This is a genomic window from Rhodopirellula maiorica SM1 (genome assembly GCF_000346295.1).
Lineage (GTDB): Bacteria > Planctomycetota > Planctomycetia > Pirellulales > Pirellulaceae > Novipirellula > Novipirellula maiorica.
In genome coordinates this window covers 1-26,414 of the sequence record NZ_ANOG01000961.1, presented here as the reverse complement: position 1 = coordinate 26,414, position 26,414 = coordinate 1, and the positions used below count along the sequence as shown (strand labels likewise).

Sequence of the window (26,414 nt, the reverse complement as noted above, 5' to 3'; positions counted from 1 at the left end):
CAGCGAATTAGACGTGCGGGCGATCCAAGGCAACGCGTCGCAAAGCACCGTGTTGTTTCAAGCCGACGTTTGTAGCGCTGACATCGTGTTGGCCGTGACCGGAGATGACGAGGTCAATATCGTTGCCGCCAGCATGGCAAAGGCGTTGGGCGCACGCCGCAGCATCGCCCGTGTTTACGCGCCGGCCTTTGGTGATCTCAGCACGTTTGATTACCAACGGCATTTCAATATCGATAGCATCCTGTCGCTTGAACAATTGACTGCGTTCGAGTTGACGCGGGCGATTCGTAACCCGGATGCGATTCCACTCGAACACTTTGCTCGTGGGCAATTAGAAGTCTACGAGATGCAAATCACCAACAATGCCAGCGCGGCGGGAACTCGGCTTCGCGAACTAAAAATCCCTGGCAATGTCCGTGTCGGGTCGATTGCAAGAGAAGGCCGCATGTGGATCGCGAGCGGCGAAGATGAACTGAAATCAGGCGACCGGGTCAGCTTGATCGGGATGCCTGATGCGGTCACCAAAGCGCGAGGCACGTTTGGCGCCGAAGCCGAAGAACGACGATCACGGAAACGTGTGATGATCGCCGGTGGTGGCGAAACCGGATTCCATTTGGCGGGATCGCTCAGTCCGCATGATTATCGCATCGTGCTTTTGGAACGCGATATCGATCGTTGTGACCATCTCTCCAAAACACTACCCGATGTGACGGTGATCAATGCCAACGCAAATCGCCGCAGCATTCTCGAGGACGAAGGCGCGGGAACGGTGGATTACTTCGTTGCTTGTACCGGAAATGACGAAAGCAACATTATGGCGGGCGTCGAAGCACGTGAGCTCGGTGCATCGCGAGTGATGTGTGTTGTCGGTCGTCCCGATTACGCCAACGTCGTTGCGAAACTTGGCATCGACCGCGCAGTCAGCGAACGTGACGTCTTGGCTCGCCAGATCCTCGGTTTTTTAAACGAAGGAGCAATCATCTCGCAAAGCCGATTGCCCAGCGGTGAGATCGGCGTCTACGAGCTCGAAGTCGTCGAGGGGACGCAGGTGACTTCGGCCACGTTGGCAGACCTGCCGTTGGCCGGGCGATGTTTGATCGCCGCGATTCAGCGAGATGGTTTTGTACGAGTCCCGCGAGCCGACGATCAATTGAAGCCTGGTGATATCGTCGTTGCCTTGATCGATCAAAGCTCGGCCGAAGAGAGTCTCGCAATGTTTAACGCCCCCTGCGCGGCAAAACAAATGCGTCTGCTTAGTAACTTAAGAAACCGAGAACCATCGAGCATTCCTCGTCAGCAGTTTGGTCGCTAGTAAGCCAATCAATTTCAAAGTCGCAGCGACTCAGCATTGCAGCAATTCACTGCCGATACGCGACGAGCGTTCATCGAAATCGCTTTTCGAGTGATCGCTGGCTCGATTTCTTCGTTTGTCCCGCTTTTGACGAGCGACCTCTGCGTCAGACCACTGCTACGTTTACTTTGGCCAATATTTGCCGCAATGAGGCCCGTGTGACCCACGTCCTGACGTAGCCGTCGTGATGCAATCCGGATAATCCGTGTCACTTTCCGCAAACGGATTAATCCCCCTCTAGTGACAGTGAATTCGCTTGCATTGGCAATTTTAAGCATTAACATGATCTTCTTGCTTGGCACGCACAATCTTTATATTTCACCCTGACGCCCCATTTTCCCTTGGTTAACACCTTTCGTTTGAGGGGCTCGTGCAAGGTTTAGAACAATGGCAAATTCGATGCAGAATCGTGACGGCGGGCAAGACGTTACGCCCCTGGAGTTATTGACTCGGCTCTGGCACCACAAGATTTGGGCGTTGCTCATCATCGCGATCTGTGTAATCGTCAGTGTGTGCTATTTACAGAAAGCGTCACGTCTCTACGAAATTCAAGCGAACTTGCTGCTGCAGCCGGGAGCCCATGGGCTTCGAATCGGCGACACGCAGAATGGACGTCCTAATGCGGAACTGATCGCGACTCACTCTGAAATTCTCGCTAGCCGCAAGTTGATCACACGCGCCGTGGAATCTTACCTCGGTCGAGGCCACGATGCATCGATCGACAAATACGAGCTGACACAGCGTTTAATGGAAGAGCTGTCGGTCAAGCGAGTCGTCGGCACACGAGTCTTAAATGTCTCGTTGCGATGCGCCGACCAAGCGCAGGGAAAGGCATTGGTGGAGAACCTATTCGCGCAGTATCAGCAGCTGCTTTATGAACTCAATCAAGGAGGCCAGGTTGAGGCGCTCAGCACGCTTGCCAAGACGGAGCAGGAATTGCGGGCCGAACTATCCGGTCTTCAACAACGGTACCGTGACTTGCGAGCATCAAGTCCATTGATTGGCGACTTGAACGCTGGTTTGGCGCCGCAGCAAAATTTGCTTGACGAATTGGGGACCGCTTATGCGGAAGTTCGCAGCCGTCGTATTAGTTTAGAAAATCGCTTGGCGACCGTTACCAACGAACCGGAGGCTCCGAGGCTCGTAAAACAAGCCGGTCAGATCGATCAACCGTCCGCGACGGATTTAGTATCGACAATCGTCGAAGACGAAAGCTCGGCAGTGCGTGTAGCGACTCATGCACAGCCGATCACTGAAGATGCGACCAGCGAACGTGGCTGGGGAGCACTTCACATGTTGAGTCAGGTCGATCTGAACGGATTGCAAGATCCGGCGACGATTCAACAAGAGCTTTTTCAAGCCGAAGTGCGTCGACAAGAACTCGTAAAGAAATACCGCGAGAAGCATCCTGAGTTACAGGCCGTCGATAATCAAATTGCGGATTGGAAGCGAAGATTGCAAACCCTCGTTGATCGTGCTCCGCTAACGATGGAACGAGAACTTAGGGCCGCGAAGTTGCAGGAGGATCATCTTAAGTCACTCTACGACGAAGAACTTGCCACGGCAAAGCAACTGGATCAGCATCGATTGAGGCAGTTGGATTTGCAGGGGCAAATCGCCCAAGTCCAGACGCTTCATGATTCGGTCATGGCTCAACTGACCGATTTACGGCTCAATAACGAGGTGACCACCGAAGGCGGCGCCGATCTTCGCGTCACGGTGTTGGATGAACCCGTCGCGAGCATAAAACCCGTTTGGCCAAATGAGAAATTGGTGCTTGGTGGTGGCATGCTGATGGGATTGCTAGGCACATCGGTACTGATGTTAATTCCAGTACGAAGACGCGAACAACCGTGATTTGAATCTCGTTAAGCGTAGGGACCGTTATGCAGAAAGTTATCCAGGTGCGGAAAGTTCCAAGCATCCGACGCCGAGGTCGCCATTTAAAAAGGTTCGTTGACATTAGCATGGTGTTGATGGCTGCGCCAATCATTCTTCCCGTCTTCATGCTCTGTGCCGTTGCAATCTTGATTGAATCAGGTCGCCCCGTGTTTTTCTTACAAAATCGCACAGGCATCGGCGGTCGTCGATTCAAGATGTTTAAGTTTCGGACGATGGTTCCCAACGCCGAAGAACTGAAGAAAGACTTGGCGGACATGAACGAACTGACATGGCCAGATTTTAAGATTTCCGACGATCCACGCGTCACCAAGATCGGCAGGTTTCTGCGTCGCAGCAGCTTGGATGAACTTCCACAATTGATCAACGTGCTTACTGGCGACATGAGTCTGGTAGGGCCTCGCCCTACATCATTTGCTGCTGACACCTACGATCTTTGGCATACAGAGAGACTCGAGGTGACCCCCGGAGTGACCGGCTTGTGGCAAGTCAGTGGCCGTAGTGATGTTGATTTTGACGAACGCGCACGGATGGACATCGAGTACATCGAAAATCAGTCGTTCGTCTACGATGCGCGTATACTCGCAAAGACGGTAACAGCGATTTTCAGTAAACGCGGCGCCTACTGAGATAATCTACCAGCCAAACGAACATCATCAACCAACATTACATGCGAAGGAGCCGTAATCGAATATGAAACGTCTTCAATTTTCCATTCTCGCACTGTTTGGTTGGTTCTTCGTTTTCTATAACATTGAACGACTGCACGCACCGATTAACTTGGCATCATTTGTCTATCTATTAGCGCCAACGCTAGGGATGGTCATGCTATGTATTCCTAAGTTGCATCGCATGCCGTCCTATTGGTACCTGCCGTTCTCTCTGCTGGCCGTGCTCGCACTGCGTGAAGTATTCGGCTACGAAGTCAGTGGCAATGCTGTCAGCTTGGCTGTTGTCGAAGGCTTGGCAACGTGGACCACGATCTGGCTCAGTAGTGAATTGGCCGAAGGCATCGATGAATACCAAAACGCCGCTGCAACCGCGATCTTTAGCCATGTAACCGGTTCCTGTCGTCCGTTTGAAGAAGTTCAGACCGACATTATACGAGAGGTGCGACGAGCTCGGCAATTTGAACGCCCGATCGCTGTACTGGCATTAAAACCAATCGCAGAAGATGAGCAAAAAACGCTTGATCGTTTTAGCGACGAATTTAAAAGCGAGCTGCTACAGCAATATGTTTCTGCTCGCGCTGCAGATTGCGTCAGTAGCCAACTCAGACAACACGACATCTTGACCCAAACGAACGACCAATTCCTTGCATTGCTGCCTGAGATGAATCGAGCAGACGGAGAGAAATTGGCTGACAAAATGCGACGAGAGCTACGAGACCAATTAGGGATTGACTTAGCTGTCGGAATTTCAATGTTTCCCGAGGAAGAGGTTACAGCAATCGGTTTGGTCGAACGCGCCCAGGAAGAAGTTGCTCGAGTTCGTGAATTAGCAGCGACGACGGACGCCAATACCGCTACGAACGTGGCCACCGAATCGCTCGAGCAGTCAGTGCCGCGTTTCAATACCGCCAACACCAGCGACGCGCAACAGCGGAAAGTTGAGCCGCTGGTTCGATGAATTGTGCAGCTGATTTGAAAACCGAGCCAACTGAATCACAGTTGCCATCAGCGAACGTTTCGTCACAAATTGTCGATGATGCTGTGCCGTTGTGCAAAGTCGCCTATGTGATGTCGCGTTTCCCTAAACTGACTGAGACGTTCGTCCTGTTTGAGATTTTGGCGGTTCAACAGCAACAGGTTCAAGTCGAGATTTTTCCCCTGATCGGGAAATTCTCGAGCGGCAAAGAGGTAGCTGGCGTCGGGCTTTGGCGGAAAGTTCGCGAGCATCTCAAATCCGCGGCTCAGCCCGCTGTGATGCACGCGGAAGCGCAGCCTTGCGTCGAGAAGGCTCGCTACATGCCATTTTTCAATGGGGCCATCCTGATGGCCAACTTGGTAATGTTAGTGCGGCGACCTCTCCGTTACCTGAGCACGGTAGCGATGATTGTCCGCGACAATTTTGGTAACGCGAACTACTTTTGGGGTGGACTCTCCGTCTTTCCCAAAAGCGTGTATTTCGCACAAGCGATGCAGCGTGAAGGCATCAGGCACGTGCATGCTCATTTCGCCAATCACCCCGCGATGGCCTGCTTCGTTATTCATCGCTTAACGGGCATCCCCTACAGCTTCACCGCACACGGTTCGGATCTTCATCGTCACAAACACATGTTGCGCCGGAAAGTCGAACACGCTGCCTTCGTCGTTACGATTTCCAGCTACAACCATAAAGTGATCACGGATCATTGTGGTAGCTGCTGCGCAGAGAAAGTCCGAGTGATTCACTGCGGAGTCGATGTGGACACGTTTCGTCCATCAGCACTCACGTCACGCCGAGACGGTCCACTGCGGATAATCTGTGTGGGAACGTTGCACGAGGTCAAAGGTCAGAAGTACTTATTACAAGCGGTGAGTTTGCTGCGAGAGCAAGGGATCAATTGCCAAGTGAGCTTTGTTGGCGACGGCCGTGATCTTGAGATGTTGCAAGGACTCGCTCGTGAACTTTCCATCGATCCCTTTGTCACCTTCCACGGTACGAAAACACGTGAGGACCTCGTCGGTCTGATGCAGTCCGCCGATCTGTTGGTGACCCCCAGCGTGCCTACCAGCGATGGCCGCCGAGAGGGTATCCCCGTAGTGCTGATGGAAGCGATGGCATGTGGTCTGCCCGTTGTGGCGAGTCGTATTTCGGGGATACCGGAGTTGGTCAATAGCGACGATGTCGGCCGGTTGTGTGAACCAAAGAATGCCGAACAGATAGCTGCTGCTATCAAGCTGTTCGCGGAGGATGAGGAGCTGCGTAAACGCGTGGGGGCGAATGCACGACAACGGATCATCGATGATTTTGCGATTGAAGGAAATGCAAAACAGTTGATCAGTCTTTTCCAATCACCGCCGCTGAAAAAGTAATCTCCAACCAACCGCGAATCATGATTGTCATCGCCGTTCTGTTTTATTTCGTGCTAGCCACGATTGCTTACACCTACATTGGTTTTCCACTACTGGTCGCTCTGCGAGCGATGGTTTTCCGCAAACCCATCAAAGCCCAGCGGATCACGCCACCGGTGTCGCTGATTGTCGCGGCGCATAACGAAGAAGACAGTATCGAGGACAAACTGCTCAATATCCTGCAATTGGATTATCCAGCTGACCGATTGCAGGTGATCGTCGCGTCGGATGGCTCCACCGATCGCACCGGCGAAATTGTTAGCCGATATGCCGACCGGGGCGTCGAACTACTCACATTGCCGCGGATGGGAAAAGCATACGCGTTGAACCAGGCCGTCGCGAAAGCCAGCGGAGATGTGCTGGTGTTTTCGGACGCCAATAGCATGTACGCAACCGACGCGATCCGTCAGTTGGCGGCTCCCTTCGCGGATGAAACGGTGGGCGGTGTGGCTGGCGATCAACGGTATCGTAAATCCAATGATGACGAATGCGATCAAGGTGACAGCGACGAAGGCGAACGTGCCTATTGGAATATGGATCGCATGATGAAACGATGGCAGAGTCAAGCTGGGCATGTGATTTCTGCGACGGGAGCCATCTATGCGATCCGTCGCAGTTTGTTTCAGCAAGTTCCAGACGGTGTGACCGACGACTTTGTGACCAGCACACGGATCATTTTGCAACAGCATCGACTCGTGTTTGCCGAGCAGGCTGCCGCCTTTGAACCGGCAGCCTCATCCAGCGGCATTGAATTTGGCAGGAAGGTTCGTGTCATGACGCGCGGGCTTCGAGGAGTCTTGATGGTCCGACCGTTGCTCAATCCATTTCGCTTCGGATTCTACTCTGTCCAACTTTTTTCCCACAAAGTCCTGCGTCGTTTGATGGTGATTCCCATCATGGCCCTGTATCTGCTCAGCGGTCTATTAGCAACGCAATCGATTGGCTATCTAATTTTCTTCGGTCTGCAAACACTCTTCTATCTCGCTGCAACCATCGGTTTGCTGACGCGGTCGACTCGGCTCGGTCGATCCAAACTGCTCGCCTTACCCGCGTTCTTTTGCATGGTCAACGTAGCAGCGTTAGTCGCACTGTCGAACACGATTCGCGGTCACCGCATTGATCGTTGGGAACCACAGCGGCCACTAGAGACGGTGCCCTCCTAAACTCAACGCAAACCATTGGCTCGCTTCCATCTGAACATGTCATCCACCATCGCCCCCTCGCCGCGAACCACCGCCATCTGGCCGCTGATCACGCTCGTGATATCAGTGCTGATGACGCTCGGTCTGTTAGTGTCCATGCGGTCGTCGCATGGCTGGATTGTGTTGGCGGCCTGTGGAACCGTGCCGCTAATATGGTGTTCGCTTCGGTATCCTCAGCTGATCATCGCCTTTGTTGTATTCCTGCTGTTTTCTAACGCGCCGGTCGTGGCGTTTAAGTTCCATGGGTTACCGAAGATAGTAGCCTTGATCGGGCCGCCTGCAGCCTTAATTGCCGTCTGGCTATTTCAGCTGATCTTTCGCCGCGAAACGTTTGCGTTCCCACGTGCTTGGCCCTGGATACTTGCATTTTTGAGTGTCGAAGTCCTCAGCGCGGTGCTGTGTCGTTACCCGGGACTCGCGATGGATGTGTTGAAATCACACATCATCGAGGGGGTTGCGCTGTTCCTGATCATTTGCAATCTCGTCCGCACACGAAAGTGTTTGGAACAAGTCGTTGTGGCGCTGCTGATGGCAGGATCGTTCCTCGGCGGCATGTCGTTGTGGCAGCAAGTCACCAGTACACATCGCAATGATTACGGTGGTTTTGCTCAAGTTCCGATGGAAGGCAAGGGATTTGAAACGGGGGATCAAAAACGACAGCGACGCTCAGCTGGGTCACTGGGTGAACAAAATCGTTACGCGCAAAACATGTTGATGCTGATTCCGTTAACCGTGCTTCCCATCTCGTCGGCACGAACCAACTGGGGCAAGGCGGGTTATTTCACTGCGGCGTTGTTGATTTCGGCTGGCTGCATCTTGACCTTCTCACGCGGTGCCGCCGTCGCGTTTGTGTTGCTGCTGCTGGCGATGAAAATCACGGGATATATCCGCACGCGGCATTTAATGATGCTGTCCGTTGCCGCGTTCGCCTTTCTACTCGTCTTTCCTCAATTGGTCAGCCGAATGGATTCGATCGGCACGCTGGTAGGATATTTGCGCGGTGACACCGCCACCCAAACAGAAGAACTGGACGGTGCAATCACGGGTCGAGCGACGTCGATGTTGGCAGCGGTGCGGGTCACCGCGGACTACCCATTGATTGGCGTCGGGCCAGGCAACTTTCCGCTATACAACCGCCAATACGCCAAGGTGGGAGGCTTTCGAGCGCATGAGGAAGACCGCGCAGCTCACTGCCTGTATTTGCACATTGCCGCTGAGTTCGGTTTGTTGGGGCTGGTCTTATTCCTTGGCATGATCGGAACCACGCTGGTGGGTTTACACCGCGTGTGGGCCTCTCACAAGGAAACGGACCCCGTTATGTCGGGTCTGGCCGCTGGTTTTGCGATGGCGATCTTCGCTTATCTATTGACCGGTTTGTTTCTCCACTTTTCGTTCATCCGGTTTTTCTGGCTGATTCTCGCACTTGCCAGCTGCGTCCCGCTGATTGCTGCGCGGGAAAGTCAGGGACAGCCTAAGCCTGTGCTGGGGTTGACGGAATGACTGAATCAAGCGAGAGCAAAGAATCGCGGAAGCATGTTCGCGGGTCGAGCCTGTTACTGGCTGGGCGAATGATTTCCGTGTTGATCAACTTCTTCGTTCAGGTGTTGATCGTTCGTTATCTGTCCAAAGAAGGGTACGGAGCGTTTGCGTATGGATACAGCATTGCGACGTTGGCCGCTCGTGTGACACCACTTGGAACCGATAAGGCGATTAGTCGGTTTATCCCGATTTACCATGAAGAAAAGAAGGTCGATCAGGTCAAAGGTGCCTTGCTGGTAGCGATCACGACGACCGTTGTGATGGGCGTCTTGCTGGTTGGCTTGGCAGTGTCAACAAGAAATGTGCTTGCCGAGACCGTCGTCCAAGATCCACTCGCACTTTCCGTCTTGCTGATGATCATCGCGTTGGCACCGCTAATCGCGATGGAAAACATATTAGAGAAGTTGCTCGCGGTTTTCGGTCGCGTCAAGTCGTTGTTCATTCGCCGTTATGTCCTCACGCCTTTGCTGCGGCTAAGTGCTGTATGTGGTTTGATGGCGACGGGCGGAGATGCTGTTTACCTGGCTGGCGCGTATGTGGTCGCCACGGTGATCGGCGTTTTCATCTCAGCACAAATTCTGTGGCGCATACTCCGCGACGATCCGCTGCTTGCCGAAATAGCAAAAATCAAAGCGGACCTGCCCACAAGACGCTTGTTCCGCTTTGGTGTACCGCTGCTCAGTACCGATGTTGTGTATGGGCTACGTACGAGCTTGGTGGTCGTCTTGCTCGAGTTTTTTCACGGCACGACCGGTGTTGCCGCTTTTCGCGCCATTCTGCCAGTGGCACGACTAAATCAAATCGTTTTCGATAGCTTCAAACTCCTCTACGTGCCAACGGCATCACGCATGTTTGCCAGAGGTGACACCGAAGATATCAGTCAATTGTATTGGCGCAGTTCTGCCTGGATCGCCTTGTTGACGTTGCCCGTACTGTTGATTTCCTTCTCGCTCGCCACTCCGGTTGCGGTGCTTTTGTTTGGCGAAACGTATGCGAGTTCCGGCCCAATCCTGGCAGCTGTTTCGATGGGACTATACTTAAACGCCGCGTTTGGATTTAACGCACTGACATTACGTGTTTTCAAGTCTGTGCGGACGATCATGAAGATCGATCTCGGTGCAGGACTGCTCGCACTGATTTTGAACGTCATCGTGGTCCCAATCTATGGACCACTCGGCGGTGCGATTGTCAGTTCGTTCGTGATGATTGTTCAGAACGTGGCTTACCAAGTCGTGGTGATGAAGGCAGGACAACTGAAAGGGATTCCCGCTGAGATCGCCAGAATTCACGCAGCCATCATCGTGATTGCCGTTGCTCTGCTACTGGTACAGACGATGCTGGTTCTACCCGTCGCAGTGGGTTTAGCTGTAGCTGTCGTTTTGACCCTAATCGTATGGGCAACCTTTTTAAAGACGTTGCAGATCCGCGAACTATTTCCCGAGATCGATCGATTCTTGCCGCGTCGCTTTGCCGTTGGTGAACCGCTTATCAGCGATGCTCATGCGTCGCCGCCAGTACGTGCTAAACAGGGGCAATCATGAGTGACACCATTATGAAATCAGCGCCAACGAATCAAGCATCGGAAGTTGCGTCGGGAAAAGCGATGGACTTGACCGATCAACTACAGAATCGCTTAGGGAATTACGAAGGCCTGAAGTGGACTGACTGCCAACTGAATCTAGTGAAGGAAATCCATCGCCGATTCTGTGAAATCTACCTGTTCAGTCTTTCACCCGAATCTAAACAGCCGGATTTGGTGGTGAAGGTTCCGATTGGCCACTCAGATCTTGCCTATCAAGAACAGCTTCTTGATCACACCTTTGTGGATCGGCCACGGTTGTTCGGACGTGTGGAACCCGACAGCAAACCTTGGAAAGAGTACGCCGCGCTACGGCGAATTCAATCTCACTTCGATGCATTGGGTGACTCCCGTTTTGGAGTCGTGCGGGTCTACGATCTGCTGCCTCAACAGCAGGCCATGGTGATGCAGTGGATCGATCAATCGAGTCTGCGTCAACGTCTGTACGCAACTCACCGATTATCCGCTGCGCGGAAAGCCTCTCGCTTGGAAACAGCGTTTTCCAATACGGGAGCCTGGTTGCGGCAACACCATCAACTTCCTGCTCTGGAGCACTGTGAATCACGCAGCACATCACGCGACGACTATCTAGCTGCCGTCGAGCAGTTCATCGCCTACTTGTCGAATCATGTTGATGATCCTGATGAACTTCGCCGTATGCATCAACAAATCATTCGTTTGGCCAACGAACACTTGCCGTCAAGCATTCCATGCGGCCAAGTGCATGGCGATTTTGCACCACGGAACGTATTTATCGACAATGCAAACCGCGTTTCTGTCTTCGATACTTTGGGGCGATTCAACGCTCCGATCTACGAAGACATTGCCAAAATGCTTATGACCGTCAAGGCATCGGGGCCACAGATGCTAAGTCGTGGCATGCTCTACGATCGCAAGCGATTGCAGCGATACGAAGACGCGTTCTTGGAAGGTTACTTCGACGACCAGACCATTCCACTGACATCGATTCGCCTTTTCTTGGCTCAATTGATCTTGGAGCATTGGGCCGCAGTTGTTTTTCAACATGAGCAGCAGCGTGGATTCAAACGCGTTGTCAAGGGAGTGCGACGGTCGCTATGGAAAGCTGGATTTTTGACGTACTTACGCGAGATTCTCGTGGCCCCTGTTGGCACGCGAATGGCTAGGACATCGGAGGATGTACAATGAGTCGGCGACCGAACTTTATCTATATCGGCACCAGCAAAGCAGGATCGACATGGTTGTTTGACCTGCTTTCACGACACCCCGACGTATTCATGACACCGGTCAAAGGGCTGTACTTTTTCGATCATCACTTCGAGAAAGGTTGGCAGTGGTACCTAGAACATTTTGCCGAGGCAGCAAAAGAGAAAATCGTCGGAGAGATTTCACACTCGTATCTCTACTCTTCACGTGCTTGTGAGCAGATTGCGGAGATGGACCCCAACATTCAACTGATGGTTTGCCTGCGAGAGCCGATGGATCGTGCGTTTTCGATGTACCTCGATGGGATTCGCAACGAAAAATGGACAGGCAGTTTCGAGCAACGTTGTGGCGATACCTCCGAAATCATTGAAGAGGGATGTTATGCGAAGTTCCTCCAGCCTTACCTCGATCGTTTTCCCAGGGATCAGATTCATATCACCTTATTTGATGACCTAAAACGCGACCCGGAACGCTATGCAGCCGGTGTCTGTGACGCGTTGGGGATTTCTCATTTGCCGTTGGGTCCGCGGATGCGAACCAAAGTCATGCCTGCTTGTTTGCCACGCAACAAGCATTTGGCAGCGTTCAGTAAGCAGATGTCCCAAACATGCCGACGACTGGGGTGGAAAAAATTACGGGGCCGCGTCAAGCGATCACGCTTGGTTCGCAGCCTGATTTATCGGGAAGTCGCTGATGATGATCGGGCAACCGTTTCTCCCGAAGCACACGCCGAACTCAAACAGTTGTTTACCCCAGAGGTTCAGCGGCTAGAGGAACTGCTTGGAATGAATCTTTGCGATCGCTGGGGTTACAAGAGAACTCACGAAACACTGAATTCGCGGAAAGCATGCGTACCGTATCAATGAGCATTGTTCGTCTGCACCTGCACGGACAAATTCATCTGTCCCTTGTAAACGCATCTTCACAGGATGTGCGGATGATGATGCGCGTTTGTGGTGCTGAGAAAGATACGAGCGACTGTGCTCCTGATATTGAAGTGCGATTCAAGTCAAAGTCATTGCCGACGGTTTCGTGGCGACATTTGGGTGAGCATGATGCCGTTCATGCCGACGAACGTTTCGCAATCGAAACGGCGGACGTTGCCTCGCCGATCGAGTTCGACTTGCAGAACGTATTCAGCGATGGTCCGATTCGAATAACGCTGCCGTCAGGGACTGGCGGCCGAATTCCGCTACTTCGTTCGATCATCAACAGCCGATGTGTCGACAAACAAATCTTGGGGTTGCACGGGTCGGCCTTTACCCTCGGCGATCATGGTTACATGGTTTGTGGTTGGCCACGAGGCGGAAAAACCGGAGTCATGTTGGCTTACTTACTGCAAGGTGCGGAGTATTTGGCGGCGGAATGGGTATATGTCGCCGCTGACGGTCAAACCATGCATGGCGTTCCCGAACCGATCCGGCTTCGCGACTGGCATCTTCGCCAAGGCGCCAGTCAACTGAAACAGGTGCGGCTAAAGGATAAATTTCGACTGACCAGCTGGAAGCATGCTGCCGGTGTGGCCACGGTCGCTGCCCAAGTATCTGGTCGCGTGCTTCCGAAAATCGCGAAGTCCGCACGCAAACTCGCCGCGTCGGTGGACCGCAATCGTTACATCGATCGTCCCGCTGCGGATTGGCTTGGTCAGGATCTTCGACCTCGATCCGCTTCGCTCGACACGATCCTGCTAGCTGGCACCCATGACCGTTCGGAAATTTGCGTCACGCCACTCACGGCCGAAGTGGCGAAGCGACGTTTGATTGCGCTGCACGACGAGGATCTAGACGACTTGCGAAAAGCAGTTCGTCGCTGGTCGTATGCGATTGCCGACATGTCGGACTGCGTCGGTGCGTTCGAGCAAAAACGAGACGTCCTCTTCGATCGACTGCTACAAGACAAACAGGTCTACGCGGTCGATCATCCCCACAACGCTAACCTCGCTGATCTTTATCAGACACTTCAGTCGAACCGGAAAGAATCATGTTTACTGTCGCTTTAATCGGTCCGGACGGGTCTGGCAAAACAACGGTGGGCAATCGTTTACGCAGTCGCCTGCCTGTACCGACGAAGTACCTGTATATGGGCGTCAATCACGAAGCCAGCGAGCATTTACTGCCGACAACTCGCTTGGTGCAAGCTCTGCGTCAGTTAGTAGGCAGAAAGAAATACGCGGGTGGCCCACGGGAAAAACACAGCGATGCCCCTGTCAAACATAAAAGCATGCCGCGACGAATATGGAAAACAGCGAAGTCGTCCGTCAGCCTGACCAACCGCTTAGCCGAAGAATGGTATCGCCAATTGGTTGCTTGGTACCATCTAAAAAGGAAACGAATCGTGATCTTCGATCGCCATTTTTTCCCGGACTACTACGCGTATGACATCGTCAGTGATGCACCTCGTTCGGTGACGCAGAAGGTCCATGGTTACATGCTCAACCGTTTCTACCCGCGTCCTGACGTGATCGTGTTCTTGGATGCACCCGCGGAAGTGCTTTTCGATCGCAAGGGCGAAGGAACGCTGGAGCTTTTGGAAGAACGACGCAATGACTATCTGCAGATGAAGGACTTGGTCAAGCACTTTGAGATCGTTGACGCTAGCCGTAGCATTGACGATGTCGTTGACGACGTCAGCGAGCGAATCACTCGCTACTACGAACAGCAAAGTCAGAAGAGCCAAAGGATTCTGGTATGAAAGGACGCATCTTAGTCAGTGACGCCTGTCGCGGAGCCGCTGTCGCAACGATTCGTTCACTGGACCGAAATGGTTACGAAGTGATCGCGGCCGACGCAGACCCGCGCAGCCCTGGACTTGCCTCACGTCATGCCAAGCATCGCGTCGTGTACGCATGCCCACGATCAAACCCTCAGCAATTCATTGAAGACATCTTGGCGGCGGTCGATCGATATCAGATTGACATGATTGTTCCCGTCACCGAGCAGGTGGTGCTGCCACTGGAGGCATACCGAGCACGAGTGGAACAAGTTTGTCGAGTTCCTTGGGCGCCTGAGGATGCGATGAACACCGTTCGCAACAAGAACTTGACATTCCAGTTGGCCGAAAAGCTCAACGTTCCTTATCCACGTACACAGTTGGTCGATTCAATCGACGAAGCATTGCTTCACTGTCGCAGCTTTGGCTGGCCATTGGTGCTGAAGCCGAGTTCGTCGCACACGTTGTCCGAGGACAAACCAGTGCAAGTTTGGAGTGTCGACTATGCCCATGACGAAGATGACTTGCGGAAAAAGATGAAGCAGTTTGAAGGACATTGCTCCGTGTTACTTCAGGAGTACTTTCCGGGGGCGGGCGTCGGCGTCGAAGTCTTGGCTCATGAAGGCCAAGTAATCAGAGCGTTTCAACATCGGCGACTTCGAGAAGTCCCACTGACGGGCGGTGCAAGTTCATTGCGCCGCAGTGACCCGCTCGATCCGGCGCTCTATGACCAGACGCGTGAGATGATCAAAACGCTGAACTGGACCGGTTTGGCCATGGCAGAATTCAAACTCAATGATCGCGGGGAATCCCGTTTGATGGAGATCAACGGGCGAATCTGGGGTTCATTACCGATTGCGATCGCCGCTGGGGTCGATTTCCCTACGCTGCTGTGTGAATTGACGTTGAACGGGCCGCCTGATAAGTCGTTGCCGACAAATCTAGACTATCGAACCTTCGTGCATGTTCAGAACTTTCAGAAGGAATTGAGCTGGATCATCCGTGTGTTGCGAGGCGCACCGAAGCATCCTGTCATGAAAATGCCCAAACGATCCGCTGCCATCGGCGCGATGATCGATCTGTTACGACCGAGTTATCGTTTCGACATTCTCTCGTTGCGTGACCCGATGCCGGGCATCCGCATCATGACCAATTTGGTTCGCAGCGCCTGCCAAGCGATCCTTGGACCGCTACAACGTCGCAAACAATCCGGGCGTGACCCCGGTTATGCTCGGACACCGATCGCATCCGAAAAATTATCTAACCAGGAGCCCTTAGCCGGGGCGGAATCGCTGGAAGAGGCACAAGCGAAATGAGCCGCCGTTAATGCCATGTTAAAATCACTTCGTCAAACTGCGATCAGCGCTGCCAATACACCTGTGTTTGGTTCCCTGCTGCGGACACTGGAAAAAGTGAACGTCACTAGCCCCTGTGATCTTGCAGTCGTCACGTATCACCGGGTGGATGAAGCAGATCGAACACCACTTCTGTATCCGGGATTGATCAGTGCGACGCCGCACCAATTTGCCGAGCAACTTGACATGCTCTCGTCCGTAGCGAACGTTGTTTCAATGCAGCAGGTCCTAGCGGCTTGCCGTGGCGAGCATGAACTGCCGGTCAAGTCTGTGCTAATCACGTTTGACGATGCGTGCACTGACTTTGCCGATTTTGCTTGGCCTGCCTTGCAGGCTCGGGACATGCCTGTGACGGTGTTTGTCCCTACCGCTTACCCCGACCAACCCGAGCGACGCTTTTGGTGGGATCGTCTGTATGCTGCGATTTGGAACTTCCGTTCCAGCCATGTCGACACGCCAATCGGACGACTGCCGCTTGGATCCGATCAACAGCGAAGCCGCGTCTTTCGCGAACTACGTGATTATGTCAAAGAACTACCGCATGACTGTGCGACGGAAGTGATTGACAAGATTGTGGATCAGCAACAATCGCCAGTGCCACCGCGTAGCGTGCTTTGCTGGGATCGGCTGCGCGCCCTGGCAAATCAAGGTGTGACGTTAGCTCCGCACACACAGACGCACCCACTCTTGACGCGAGTTCCAATCGCGCAAGCGCGGCAAGAAGTCGTAGGGTCTCGTGATGATGTCCAGCGAGAGATCGGCAGCGTGTTGCCAGTGTTTGCATATCCCGGTGGACAATGCAATGCGGCAGTCAAACAGATGATGCAGCAAGAAGGTTTTGAATTGGCGTTTACCGTCCAGCGGGGCATCAACCACTTGCCTTCGGCGGATTGGTTGTCGCTTAACCGGATCAATGTTGGCCAACAAACCACCTCTCAAATTCTGAAGGCTCAGTTGGTGGCGGGGTGGTGGAAGAATCGAATGAAGAATGGCAGAGCGGGCTCAGTAACTCATCCCCAAAAAGACTAGCGAGACAAACAATGGCACGGGTAAATCAGAAACGTCGCAATCGTTTCAACAGATGCATCGAGAGCCTGGAAGACCGACAGCTTTTGGCCGGAGATGCTTTCAAGATCGTGCAAATACCCGACACCCAATCGCTGGCGGAATCTTCTCCAGCCACTTTTAGTGAGCAATTCCAATGGGTCGCTGACAACGCCGAAAACGACAATATCGTATTTTTGTCGCATGTCGGCGATGTTGTTGAAAATTCCGAGAGCGACCAAGAGTGGCAAGTCGCCACTGCCGCATTGGGCCTTCTCGACGGCGACCTCACCGCCAACCCTGACGGATTGGTGCCGTACAGCGTCGCCATTGGCAACCATGATTATGATGACGACAACACTCATAACGGGGCCAGCCAGTTCACTCGGTATTTTGGCGACTCGCGGTATGAAGGACGAAGCTGGTATGGCGGTTCGTCGATGGACGAACTTAATCAATTCCAGATTTTCAGCGGCGGTGATCAGACGTTTCTGCACTTGACGCTGGAGTGGGAGCCGCGTGACAGCGCGCTCTCATGGGCTCAGGACATATTAGATGCGTATGCCGATCTTCCGGCGATTATCACGACGCATGCTTACATCGATGAAACAGGCGGGCACTCGACTCAACAATTGACTGCCGATGGTAATACGGGCGTCGAAGTTTTCCAGCAACTGGTGAGCCCCAATCCGCAAGTGTTCATGGTTTTAGGAGGTCACTTTGGCTCCGAACGTCATCAAGTCTCCACCAACAGTGCCGGGTCTGAGGTCATTGAGGTGTTGGCTAACTACCAAAACCGAGCGATTGGTGACGATGGATTTTTGCGGCTCATTGAATTCGAACCCTCAGTCGACGTGGTGAACTTCACCACGTATTCACCGTCACTGGATCAATTCGAGACAGATTCGGAAAGCCAGTTCTCGTTACCGCTCGACTTTGACCAACGGTTTAATCTGCCTGCACCTCCGCGAGCACGAATGACCAGTCCGGTGGACAACGGCACATCTGATTTTGATGCTTCCTCACAGTCGATTACCGTCAACACCGCTCAACCACGACTGGATGTATCGCTATTGGATTTCAGCGGCGGCATCAACGATAGCACCGTCATCGAGTCGACGATCACGCTACAAAAAGACGGCGTGCTGTTAAGCGAAGGGGTGGACTACACGTTCACCTACGATTCGGTTGCCAAGCGAGTCTCGCTCACACCGACCAGCGGGACATGGAATGACGGTAGTTATCAGTTATCGCTTAGCACTGGTGTGAATCGAATCGCTGATCAGAACGGATTTGAGATGTCTCCCGTTTCCTACAACGTCAATATCGACACAACGATTCTCAATTCACCTGAGTCTCTGTATTTCGCAATCAACTCCTCCGCGACACTGAGCAACGGAATCACCATCGAAAGTGAGGACATCATCTTCTTTGACGGCGAGAATTTTAGTCAGTTCTTTGATGGGTCGGACGTTGGCTTGGAAAGCTTTCGCATTGATGGCCTGCATGTGATCTCTGAGTCCGAATTCCTTATTTCGTTCACAGGATCGGGAAGTATCCCGGGGATTGCTGGCACGGTCGACGATTCGGACATCGTGAAGTTCACGGCGACAGAGTTGGGTGAAACCACTGGCGGAACATTCGAGCTGTATTTCGATGGCAGCGACGTGGGGCTGACTTCGGGCGGTGAAGACATTGATTCGATCTCCTTACTTGCGGACGGACGATTGCTGATTTCCACACGCAGTTCATACAACGTGGGAACGGTTGCTGGGGACGATGAAGACATCCTTGTCTTCACTCCAACATCGCTGGGGGAGACCACCACGGGAGACTGGGCGTTGTTCTTTGACGGTAGTGACGTGGGCTTGGCTGGCGAAGACGTCAACGGAGTGAGTTTCTATCCCGATGGAAACCTGTATTTGTCCACCGACGGTTCATTCGATGCGCTCGACAGTACCGTGCGTGATGACGATGTGTTATTGTTTCGGCCACTTACGTTGGGCGACGACACCACCGGAAACATCGCGAAGAACATCTATTTTGATGGCAGTGTGTATGGTCTCAGCCCTTACGACGTGATGGCAGTGCATGTCCCGGTTCCGGTTGGCGGGAACAGTCCCCCCAATGCCAATGGCGACTCTTTGCTTCTGGCTGAAGGTGGCACAGCGACTCTGTTATCCGGCGGTTCGGCTAGTTTGTTGGCAAACGATACGGATGCCGATTTTCCCGATGACACATTGAGCGTGGTCACCACGCCTGTATTAGGGCCATCGTTCGGTTCGCTCGTGCTCAACGCTAATGGCACGTTCAGTTACACCCATGATGGAAGCGAAAATTTTTCTGATAGTTTCGTCTATCAAATCCAAGACTCTGCGGGCGCGACCAGCACGGCCATGGTCACCATCGAAATCACGCCTGTCAACGACCAAGCACCAGTCGCTAACGCCGACAGCATCTCCGTTCCCCGTGCGGGCACGACAACACAGCTTGTCGATGGTTCGACCAGTCTGATCAGCAATGACACCGATCTTGATTTGCCGAACGACTTATTGACCGTCAACACGCATCCGATCGTGGCTCCCAGCAGCGGCACGCTCATTCTGAATACGGACGGGTCGTTCAGCTACACCCACGACGGAAGTGCAAGTGTCTCTGATAGCTTCGTTTACGAACTGGTCGACGCGACCGGAGCGACGAGCAATGGAAGCGTTACGATCGCAGTCACCGCCGTGAATCATCCGCCCACAGGCAGTGACGGCCAGATCGCCGCGATAGAGGATGAACTCTATGTACTCGCTATCAGTGACTTTAATTTTGAGGACATTGACGGTGATAGTCTTGATCAAATCAAGGTCACTGCACTGGAATCCGCCGGCATGCTACAGCTTTCCGGTATCGACGTGATCTTAGATCAAGTTATCGAAGCAACCGATATCGCGAATGGAAACTTAACTTACTTGGCAGATTCCAATGCGAACGGGCCAAACCATGACCTGTTCAGTTTCCAATTGCATGACGGCGCGGAATTCAGTATCTCGGATTACACGATCACGGTAGACGTCGCCGCAGTGAATGATCCGCCGGCATTAACCGGCCTTCCCGAGTTGTCGTTAATTCAAGATGGTGATGACGCGACGCTCGATTTGGATGACTTCTTCGCTGACATCGAAACACCGTCCAGTGATGCTAGTTTCTCGGTGACGTCCTCCTTTGCAGGCGTCAATGCGACCATTGATCCAGCCACCCACTTGATCACGGTTAGCAGCGATGAGGGCTTTGTTGGTGAAGGTGATATCACGATTGAAGTCATCGACACCGGTGACGATGCTTCGCCACCGTTGGCAACAACTGCGACACTGCACGTCGTCGTTCAACCGGCACCGAGCGGCACGGTATTGTTAGTTGGGTTCGATCGCGACGTGACTGTTGGCGGGATCGACGCGGAAAACGAAGATGTGCTTGTTTTCGATGGCGTCAATTTCAGTATGTTGTTCGACGGATCCGATGTCGGGCTGGCTGGTGCCAAACTCAGTGGATTCGCGCTGTTAAGTCCCACCGAACTTTTACTCTCATTTGCATCTGCAGAATCGGTGCCTGGGATTGCTGACGTTGTCGATGATTCTGACATTGTCAAGTTTACGGGAACCCAGTTTGGCAGCGAAACACAAGGCAGTTTCGAGTTGTACATCGATGGTAGCGATGTTGACCTTGATGGATCTGCCGACGATGTGGATGCGTTTTCCATTCTACCGGACGGCCGATTGCTGGTTTCGATCACAGGCTCCAGCACGATCGGTGGCCTGTCGGTCAGGGATGACGATTTGATCGCATTGACACCGACCTCGCTGGGTGAGAATACAGCGGGCAGCTGGGAAATCTATCTCGATGGGAGCGACGTCGGCTTGAGCGGCGAGGATGTTCATGGCGTCACCGTGGGTGTCAATGGCGACATCTATTTGAACGTTCAAAATGAATTTGCCGTGGGCGGTGTCGCGGGTGACGATGAAGACATCTTCGTATTCCGTCCCACGGCACTGGGTAACAGCTCGAGTGGGACCTTTGCGAGCATGCTCTATTTCGATGGCAGTGACTTCGGCATCAGCGACGCCGAGTTGACTGGATTTGATCTCGTCCCTGCCGATTCGTTGCCATCACTAGATGGTGGTTCCGCAGCACCAGCACAAGCGTCGCCACAGTTCCTGGCCAGTTCGACTGCCACGACGAGTGCGTCGACGGACAATTTCACAAAAGAGCCGGAGACGTTGATTCCTGCTGTAGAACCGATCCCATTGTCGTCGAAAAACGTGGATCGGGTCATCACGACTTTGCAGTTGATGTTGACCGCAGACGCAACCGCGACCGATGACGCCGTTGCTGCCCTAACGGAGAATGGACTGGCTGAGGATGCATTGGCCGAGAGATTGTAAAAACTCACCGTGCCATCGAGGTGTGGTGACGGCCGGTTCCAGCTAGCCGGCGCGTCCAGTGGAAGATTGCAGACAACCGCACCTCTTCGTTTTGACGGCCAGGTCGATTACGTAGTCTCGGTGGGCAGTGTGGCCTTGCCGGACCAATAATCCGCAGCGGCATCCGTTTCGATGCCAGCAGCGGCGAGTCGTTTCTTCGTTGATTTGACCCAGCGTTTGAAACGAACTTTTCCATATACCGCGCGAACGAAATTCGGCCAACTGCCAAATTGCCGTTCCCAACGATCAGCATACTGCTGAAAAACTTCGTGGGGATACAGAACGTATAGTGCTCGTAATTGAGCGATATGCAATTCGTGGTAGAACGGGCTGGCGACATTTGGGCTGGGATGTGGAAATAATCCGTATCGCGACCAGTAACCAACATCATAACGAGGAAGCATTTTGGCTAGCGTCTCGGCACCCGCTTTTGCCAATTCAAGCGTTTTCTCGTCTTGTGTGTAGATGCCATAATCGTGAACGCCCCAGAGTGCAAAAATGAACCCGTTGAGAATATGGCTAAACGGATTGCTCGGATACTCTTCAAAGGCAACGCCATCGGATGTGTAAGCCGTTACGCCTCCTTGATCGACCGGATAATAGAACGGTTCGAGCGCGACTTTGGCTGTCTCCAGGTAGCGATCATCGCCAAAGATTTTGTGAGCGCGGACCAGTACCGATATTCCTTGGCCTTGGCCCATCGCTGAAATGAAGGGCGCCTTGATGCTCAGTCGTCCATGATCAAATTGGTAGGACCAGCCATTCATTTTATTGGGGCAAGGTCCGTGTTGTTGGACCAGCCAGTCAGCACAGCGACGAATCGTTTCTTTACGCTCGGGATCCTGATCTTCCAACCAGCAGTCGTAATGCCCAAGCGCCATTTGCGTGATCGTGACGGGTAACAGTTGCAGCCCTTCGTTGTTTTGATTTCGCAACGGAAACCCGTCTTTGGACGGTCCCTTGTAGGGCCGAGCTTTTTCACGCATATCGATGTGGTAACCACCCAAAGAGTCTCGCTCGATATGCTTCCCCATTGGCTCAAGAACGTGCCAGTAGTCGCGTGGCATCGCCAAATGCATGCCTCGCGGAGTGAGTAGACTTAGCATGGTGAAAAAATCCGATTGCGATTCTTGGGTGCCAGTTGAATTAGTCCAGCTCAGAAAGCTGGATTAACTCACAGTGTAATTAGACCACACTTAGCATGAATCCCTGTTTACTTGAGACTCAGGCAATTCAAAATCGTAGCCTCCACTTGCACTCAACGCCGGATCGTCCAGCGTCATCCGGCCGAATTACGTAACGTTCTCAGTGTTTTGCTGAGCGAGTGCTGCCGGATGTGAAATCTGCTTGGGCGACAATCTGTTTCTAATCACATGGCTTACGCCCGCGACGTCAAATGTCGCCTGTGCCGATGATCGATCGCCGGATCCAGAAGTTGTAGGGCGACAGCAAAATTTCGGGGAAGATGCGGTCGATGGTTCGTCGCATGTACCACGGAGCATCGGGATTCAGATAGATGATGTCGCCGGGTTCGACCAAAACCGTTGCGCGTGGATTGCACCTAGCTTCAATCAAGTCAACCAATATCAGCATCGGAGTCCCGTCCGGCTTGATTCGATGTAAGGTCGCCGTCGTAGGCGAATCAATCGGATCGATGTAGCCCGCCATCACAACCGCAGTGACTACATCAATTTCGCGGTCACGCGGCAACACGAACCCGACGCCTAGTTCACGTTCACGGTCACCGATCGTGAATCGAACCGTGTTGGTGGTACTCAGTTTTCCGACAACGAAGAACACTTCGTGTTTGCGGCTTGGAACTACGATTACATCGCCATCCGAGAGCGTAATGTCGTTTTTGCTGAGTTGGAATTGACCTTGAACGCGAAGCGGTATGCGTAAGATTTGGCTTGGGTCCACCAGCGAACTCTGTGAATCGTGCCCATGGGGTGACATTCCAACGGGTTCTGAGGGGACATCTAGCACACCCGAAACGTTGGGAAGTCGGTGACAGGAGAGCTGTTTCATTCCATTCGAGTGACGATGAATTTCAATTTCATCTGCAGCATCCTCCGACAGTCCTCCGGCCGCAGCCAAGGCATGACCGACATCGTTTTGGTACTTCGGCAACAGATGTGCACCAGGCAAATTAACTTCGCCTAATACGATCACCGATGTCGAGCCTTTCTCGGCCAGAGCTAAATTAACTTGCGGATTCTCTAGGTAGCCGTTCGAATAGGCGTCGCTGATGCGACGTTGGGCCTCGATTAGGTTGGTATCGCCAATTTTTACTGGGCCGACGAGCGGTAATTGAATCATTCCGTTTGCCATCACTTGAACCCGCATGGGCACCGCAACCGCGTCCTTCATCAAACCGCCAACCGTCACGTCTAACTGGTCGTTAGGCCCAAGAATGTAGTCTTTGGGAGGTTCGATCGTTAAACTTGCAAAGTTGAGTGGGTAACCGCCGGTCCGCATTGGCATGCGGAACGTATCGGGTAGTTGTGTCGCAGGGATCCCCTGCGTATACAACGGTGCCCAGCAACCAACTTGCAGACAGAGTGTTGTGAGAAACAAGCAGACTGCTACGGTCCTTGTTGGACTAAACTCTGATCGCCCCAATTGCATCGGCTGGCATCCTTAACATCACACTTAATCTCGCGGTGTTTTTCCACCTATCGCAAAAGTCAACTAAAGATGACTGGGATGCAATCGAGGGGAAAGCCATTCGGAAAGTACGGAACTCCCTGCTAACACCGCTTGTTTGTATAATGACAGTTATTCGGCTTGTGCCACGAGGTTACTGCAGACACCGCTTGGGGGGCGGCATTTTAGGTATGATCGGCACAGCTTACCAACACTCATGGGTGACAGAAATGGATTCGTTGCACTCATTTTCATTGCTTTGGTCAACAAATTGAGTGACAAACCGCGACGAATATGCAGGTTAGAGAAGATATGAAACCAATCTGGAGTCCAACCTAGAACTTTTAGCAGCGCAGCACTCTTCACCAAAACATTCTCCTACCCGCGTTACGGCTTGGCGATGTAACGGTATTGCCCCTGATGCTGTTGGGCAATTCGCTTCATTCGGCTTTCCCCTGCCCGGCTGTGATAAGCAATCGTATGCACTCGGCTGATCAACCCGCCGCTGCCAAACAGATTGCGCTGCACATTCTTTTCCTGTAACAACTGTTCGGTCGACTGAGGGAACTCGCCGTCGGAGAGTAGGAAAATCGCATCGGCTCTCAATTTCAATACGAAATCGAGCAGATCGTTTGGGTTCCGGCCGCGGTCGGCGCGAATGCCCATCGCCCATCGTTGCAGTGCCGCTTTGTTCTTTGGCGTTGCATACGCACTTCGCCGCTCGTCCTTTTTAGGATCGCTCAAACGCATGAAGTCGGGATCGGAATCAAAGAAAATGACATAAAACCGCTGATCGGGACGCAACGCGTTGATCGATTTTAGTAGTTCGATGCGAGCTGAATTGAAGGCGTCTCCCATGCTCTTGCTGCTGTCGACCAGGTAAACAAAATGGTTGCCTCCACCATCGACTCCGCAAAACTGAATTTTGGCGTCCGAATCACTCGGCTTGGTCAACATCGCGGCTGCCGAATTGTTCGATGGGCTCAGCATCGCCGCCGCCGGGCTAGGCATTGATGGCGGTGGTGGCGGCGTGAAATTTGAAATCGCGATCTCACCCACGGGGCTCAAGTCGTATTGGATCTCGGACTCGGTTTGCTCTTCGGTCGGTTCGGTTTCCAATTCGGTGCTCTCGATGGAAAAGGTTTCCATCGATACTTCCGACGCCGAGGGCGCCGACGCGGATAGCGAGACTTGGTCCAACGGTTTGTGCGTTTTCAATGTGACAACGCCAAGGATCACGAGAATGACCGCATGCACAATCGCGCTGGCGACCCAAGCCGCAGGTTTTCGTCGCCGATTCTCGGGCGTCGTCGTGTCGTCGGCAACGACTGCGGAATCAAGTTCCACAATCTCCGCTTTCTCAAACGGTTTCTCATCGCTATCAAGCGTCGAGATCAGCGGAAACGGTGTGTCGGCGTGGCTCGGTGAATCGGTCGTCGCTGCGGACGCTGCGACCGCAATCAAAGGATCGCTGGTCGTTTTGCCGTTAGCTTTATCGAGATCCACGTCATCCGCTGCGTCGTCATTCCGCAACTGAGGTGCTGTAACCGGGTGATGCGCTGCATCGACGCGGAGCTGCGGGGCAGCGGTTTTATCTTTGCGTGATTCACTAATCAGAGGATCGCCGGCGGCCGGGATGATAACGGGGCTTTCGGCGGCGTCCGGTTCAGCGACGCTGGTCGAGGAGCCGTCGGAGGACGCAGCGGCTTGATCGGCGGTATCGACTTTTGTTGGCACAGCCGTTTTGGTCGCGTCAGCATCGTGATCGAATGCCTCGCGAATCTCTTGCCAACTTTGGAATGATGTCGAGGCCAACGCGGCGGCGGGTAAGCCCTGATCTGCCGGTGCGGTTGTGGGGGGCGGCGACGGATCAAGCGGTGCGGTGGTCGGTTTATCGAGCTGCGGACCCTGATACCAAGTGATCTCCGCAGCATGGGAGGCTGATTTCGACTTCGAATCGGAGACCACGTTGGGATGCGTGGTGTCAACCGCGGTGGAGGCAGAGCACGCTGGTTGCGGTGACGAATAACTCCGGACGCTGACACCGGGGCCTGATTCGTTCTGGGGGACAGTCGTGTTGTTGAGGACAGCGGTGTTGAGGCTAGGCACTGGGCCGGGAACAGCAGGCACGCTAGACGGCTGGTGCCCCGACGCTTCGATGCCGCGAAGTCTCAGTTCGATTGCGGCGGCTTCGGCGTCGCACCGTGCCGCTTGCGCTTCGTGACGCGCCGCATCGGCTTCTCGCTGGACGCGAAACAATTCAAGCTCGAGCGACTGTCGTTCTGAATCGATTCGCAGTTGCGAAGCGTGGTTGCCGAAGTCTTGTAGCTCAGCGGGGGTGTTTGATTGCGTAGGCTTAGTTCGGCTGGCATCCGATGGA

At 53.3% G+C, this 26,414-nt stretch carries 18 protein-coding genes; 15 read left to right on the top strand and 3 right to left on the bottom strand.

Going from position 1 to position 26,414, the window contains the following annotated elements:
- The 15 genes from trkA to RMSM_RS37570 all read left to right on the top strand — a co-directional run.
- A partial coding sequence (trkA, locus tag RMSM_RS30835) for a Trk system potassium transporter TrkA (RefSeq protein WP_052031888.1) occupies positions 1-1,312 on the top strand: 1,312 nt, incomplete at its 5' end.
- A 426-nt stretch (positions 1,313-1,738) separates the two neighbouring features.
- Positions 1,739-3,208 (top strand): GumC family protein, encoded by a 1,470-nt coding sequence (locus RMSM_RS30825; protein ID WP_008706763.1) that lies wholly within the window; start codon positions 1,739-1,741, stop codon positions 3,206-3,208.
- A gap of 29 nt (positions 3,209-3,237) precedes the next feature.
- Positions 3,238-3,879 (top strand): sugar transferase, encoded by a 642-nt coding sequence (locus RMSM_RS30820; protein ID WP_040770355.1) that lies wholly within the window; start codon positions 3,238-3,240, stop codon positions 3,877-3,879.
- A 64-nt stretch (positions 3,880-3,943) separates the two neighbouring features.
- Positions 3,944-4,879, top strand: coding sequence for a nucleotidyl cyclase domain-containing protein (locus RMSM_RS30815; protein ID WP_008706760.1), 936 nt, complete (start codon positions 3,944-3,946; stop codon positions 4,877-4,879).
- Complete coding sequence (locus RMSM_RS30810) at positions 4,876-6,267, top strand: glycosyltransferase family 4 protein (protein ID WP_008706758.1); 1,392 nt, start codon at positions 4,876-4,878, stop codon at positions 6,265-6,267. Before RMSM_RS30815 ends, RMSM_RS30810 begins: the two co-directional genes overlap by 4 nt.
- A 20-nt stretch (positions 6,268-6,287) precedes the next feature.
- Positions 6,288-7,469 (top strand): glycosyltransferase family 2 protein, encoded by a 1,182-nt coding sequence (locus tag RMSM_RS30805; protein WP_008706756.1) that lies wholly within the window; start codon positions 6,288-6,290, stop codon positions 7,467-7,469.
- Positions 7,470-7,505: 36 nt separating this feature from the next.
- Positions 7,506-9,008 carry an O-antigen ligase family protein gene (locus RMSM_RS30800; RefSeq protein WP_008706754.1) on the top strand — a complete coding sequence of 501 codons (1,503 nt, stop codon included), beginning with the start codon at positions 7,506-7,508 and terminating at the stop codon, positions 9,006-9,008.
- A complete protein-coding gene (locus tag RMSM_RS30795) occupies positions 9,005-10,588 on the top strand; it encodes an oligosaccharide flippase family protein (RefSeq protein WP_040770353.1) in 1,584 nt (527 codons plus the stop codon). Before RMSM_RS30800 ends, RMSM_RS30795 begins: the two co-directional genes overlap by 4 nt.
- A complete protein-coding gene (locus RMSM_RS30790; protein WP_040770352.1) occupies positions 10,585-11,793 on the top strand; it encodes an aminoglycoside phosphotransferase family protein in 1,209 nt (402 codons plus the stop codon). The genes RMSM_RS30795 and RMSM_RS30790 overlap by 4 nt, the downstream gene beginning before the upstream one ends.
- A complete protein-coding gene (locus RMSM_RS30785; RefSeq protein ID WP_008706748.1) occupies positions 11,790-12,677 on the top strand; it encodes a sulfotransferase family protein in 888 nt (295 codons plus the stop codon). The genes RMSM_RS30790 and RMSM_RS30785 overlap by 4 nt, the downstream gene beginning before the upstream one ends.
- A 71-nt stretch (positions 12,678-12,748) precedes the next feature.
- Positions 12,749-13,810: a hypothetical protein gene (locus RMSM_RS30780; RefSeq protein WP_144058086.1), complete on the top strand. Its 1,062-nt coding sequence runs from the start codon at positions 12,749-12,751 to the stop codon at positions 13,808-13,810.
- Positions 13,792-14,502: a nucleoside/nucleotide kinase family protein gene (locus tag RMSM_RS37575; protein WP_081614397.1), complete on the top strand. Its 711-nt coding sequence runs from the start codon at positions 13,792-13,794 to the stop codon at positions 14,500-14,502. Before RMSM_RS30780 ends, RMSM_RS37575 begins: the two co-directional genes overlap by 19 nt.
- A complete protein-coding gene (locus RMSM_RS30770) occupies positions 14,499-15,836 on the top strand; it encodes a carboxylate--amine ligase (protein WP_008706743.1) in 1,338 nt (445 codons plus the stop codon). The genes RMSM_RS37575 and RMSM_RS30770 overlap by 4 nt, the downstream gene beginning before the upstream one ends.
- A 15-nt stretch (positions 15,837-15,851) precedes the next feature.
- Positions 15,852-16,904, top strand: coding sequence for a polysaccharide deacetylase family protein (locus tag RMSM_RS30765; protein ID WP_008706741.1), 1,053 nt, complete (start codon positions 15,852-15,854; stop codon positions 16,902-16,904).
- 107 nt (positions 16,905-17,011) lie between these two features.
- Positions 17,012-21,349 (top strand): tandem-95 repeat protein, encoded by a 4,338-nt coding sequence (locus tag RMSM_RS37570; RefSeq protein WP_160168412.1) that lies wholly within the window; start codon positions 17,012-17,014, stop codon positions 21,347-21,349.
- Positions 21,350-21,456: 107 nt separating this feature from the next.
- Here RMSM_RS37570 and RMSM_RS30755 read toward each other — a convergent pair whose 3' ends face one another.
- The 3 genes from RMSM_RS30755 to RMSM_RS41480 form a co-directional block, all read right to left on the bottom strand.
- Positions 21,457-22,494, bottom strand: a complete 1,038-nt coding sequence (locus tag RMSM_RS30755; protein WP_081614396.1) for a D-glucuronyl C5-epimerase family protein — start codon at positions 22,492-22,494, stop codon at positions 21,457-21,459.
- Positions 22,495-22,780: 286 nt separating this feature from the next.
- The gene (locus RMSM_RS30750; RefSeq protein ID WP_008706735.1) at positions 22,781-23,872 is read right to left on the bottom strand and encodes a polysaccharide biosynthesis/export family protein; all 1,092 of its coding nucleotides are present in this window, start codon (positions 23,870-23,872) and stop codon (positions 22,781-22,783) included.
- A 549-nt stretch (positions 23,873-24,421) separates the two neighbouring features.
- Positions 24,422-26,414, bottom strand: a 1,993-nt coding sequence (locus RMSM_RS41480) for a hypothetical protein (protein ID WP_052031885.1), incomplete at its 5' end; no start/stop codon positions are given.

Excerpts from the sequence above, each read along its gene's own strand:
- RMSM_RS30780 (WP_144058086.1), top strand. The coding sequence starts at position 12,749 with ATGATGATGCGCGTTTGTGGTGCTGAGAAAGATACGAGCGACTGTGCT.
- RMSM_RS30810 (WP_008706758.1), top strand. The coding sequence starts at position 4,876 with ATGAATTGTGCAGCTGATTTGAAAACCGAGCCAACTGAATCACAGTTG.
- RMSM_RS30825 (WP_008706763.1), top strand. The coding sequence starts at position 1,739 with ATGGCAAATTCGATGCAGAATCGTGACGGCGGGCAAGACGTTACGCCC.
- RMSM_RS30755 (WP_081614396.1), bottom strand. The coding sequence starts at position 22,494 with ATGCTAAGTCTACTCACTCCGCGAGGCATGCATTTGGCGATGCCACGC.
- RMSM_RS30765 (WP_008706741.1), top strand. The coding sequence starts at position 15,852 with ATGTTAAAATCACTTCGTCAAACTGCGATCAGCGCTGCCAATACACCT.
- RMSM_RS30790 (WP_040770352.1), top strand. The coding sequence starts at position 10,585 with ATGAGTGACACCATTATGAAATCAGCGCCAACGAATCAAGCATCGGAA.
- RMSM_RS30750 (WP_008706735.1), bottom strand. The coding sequence starts at position 23,872 with ATGCCAATGCGGACCGGCGGTTACCCACTCAACTTTGCAAGTTTAACG.
- RMSM_RS30770 (WP_008706743.1), top strand. The coding sequence starts at position 14,499 with ATGAAAGGACGCATCTTAGTCAGTGACGCCTGTCGCGGAGCCGCTGTC.
- RMSM_RS37575 (WP_081614397.1), top strand. The coding sequence starts at position 13,792 with ATGTTTACTGTCGCTTTAATCGGTCCGGACGGGTCTGGCAAAACAACG.
- RMSM_RS30820 (WP_040770355.1), top strand. The coding sequence starts at position 3,238 with ATGCAGAAAGTTATCCAGGTGCGGAAAGTTCCAAGCATCCGACGCCGA.
- RMSM_RS30805 (WP_008706756.1), top strand. The coding sequence starts at position 6,288 with ATGATTGTCATCGCCGTTCTGTTTTATTTCGTGCTAGCCACGATTGCT.
- RMSM_RS30800 (WP_008706754.1), top strand. The coding sequence starts at position 7,506 with ATGTCATCCACCATCGCCCCCTCGCCGCGAACCACCGCCATCTGGCCG.
- RMSM_RS30795 (WP_040770353.1), top strand. The coding sequence starts at position 9,005 with ATGACTGAATCAAGCGAGAGCAAAGAATCGCGGAAGCATGTTCGCGGG.
- RMSM_RS30815 (WP_008706760.1), top strand. The coding sequence starts at position 3,944 with ATGAAACGTCTTCAATTTTCCATTCTCGCACTGTTTGGTTGGTTCTTC.
- RMSM_RS30785 (WP_008706748.1), top strand. The coding sequence starts at position 11,790 with ATGAGTCGGCGACCGAACTTTATCTATATCGGCACCAGCAAAGCAGGA.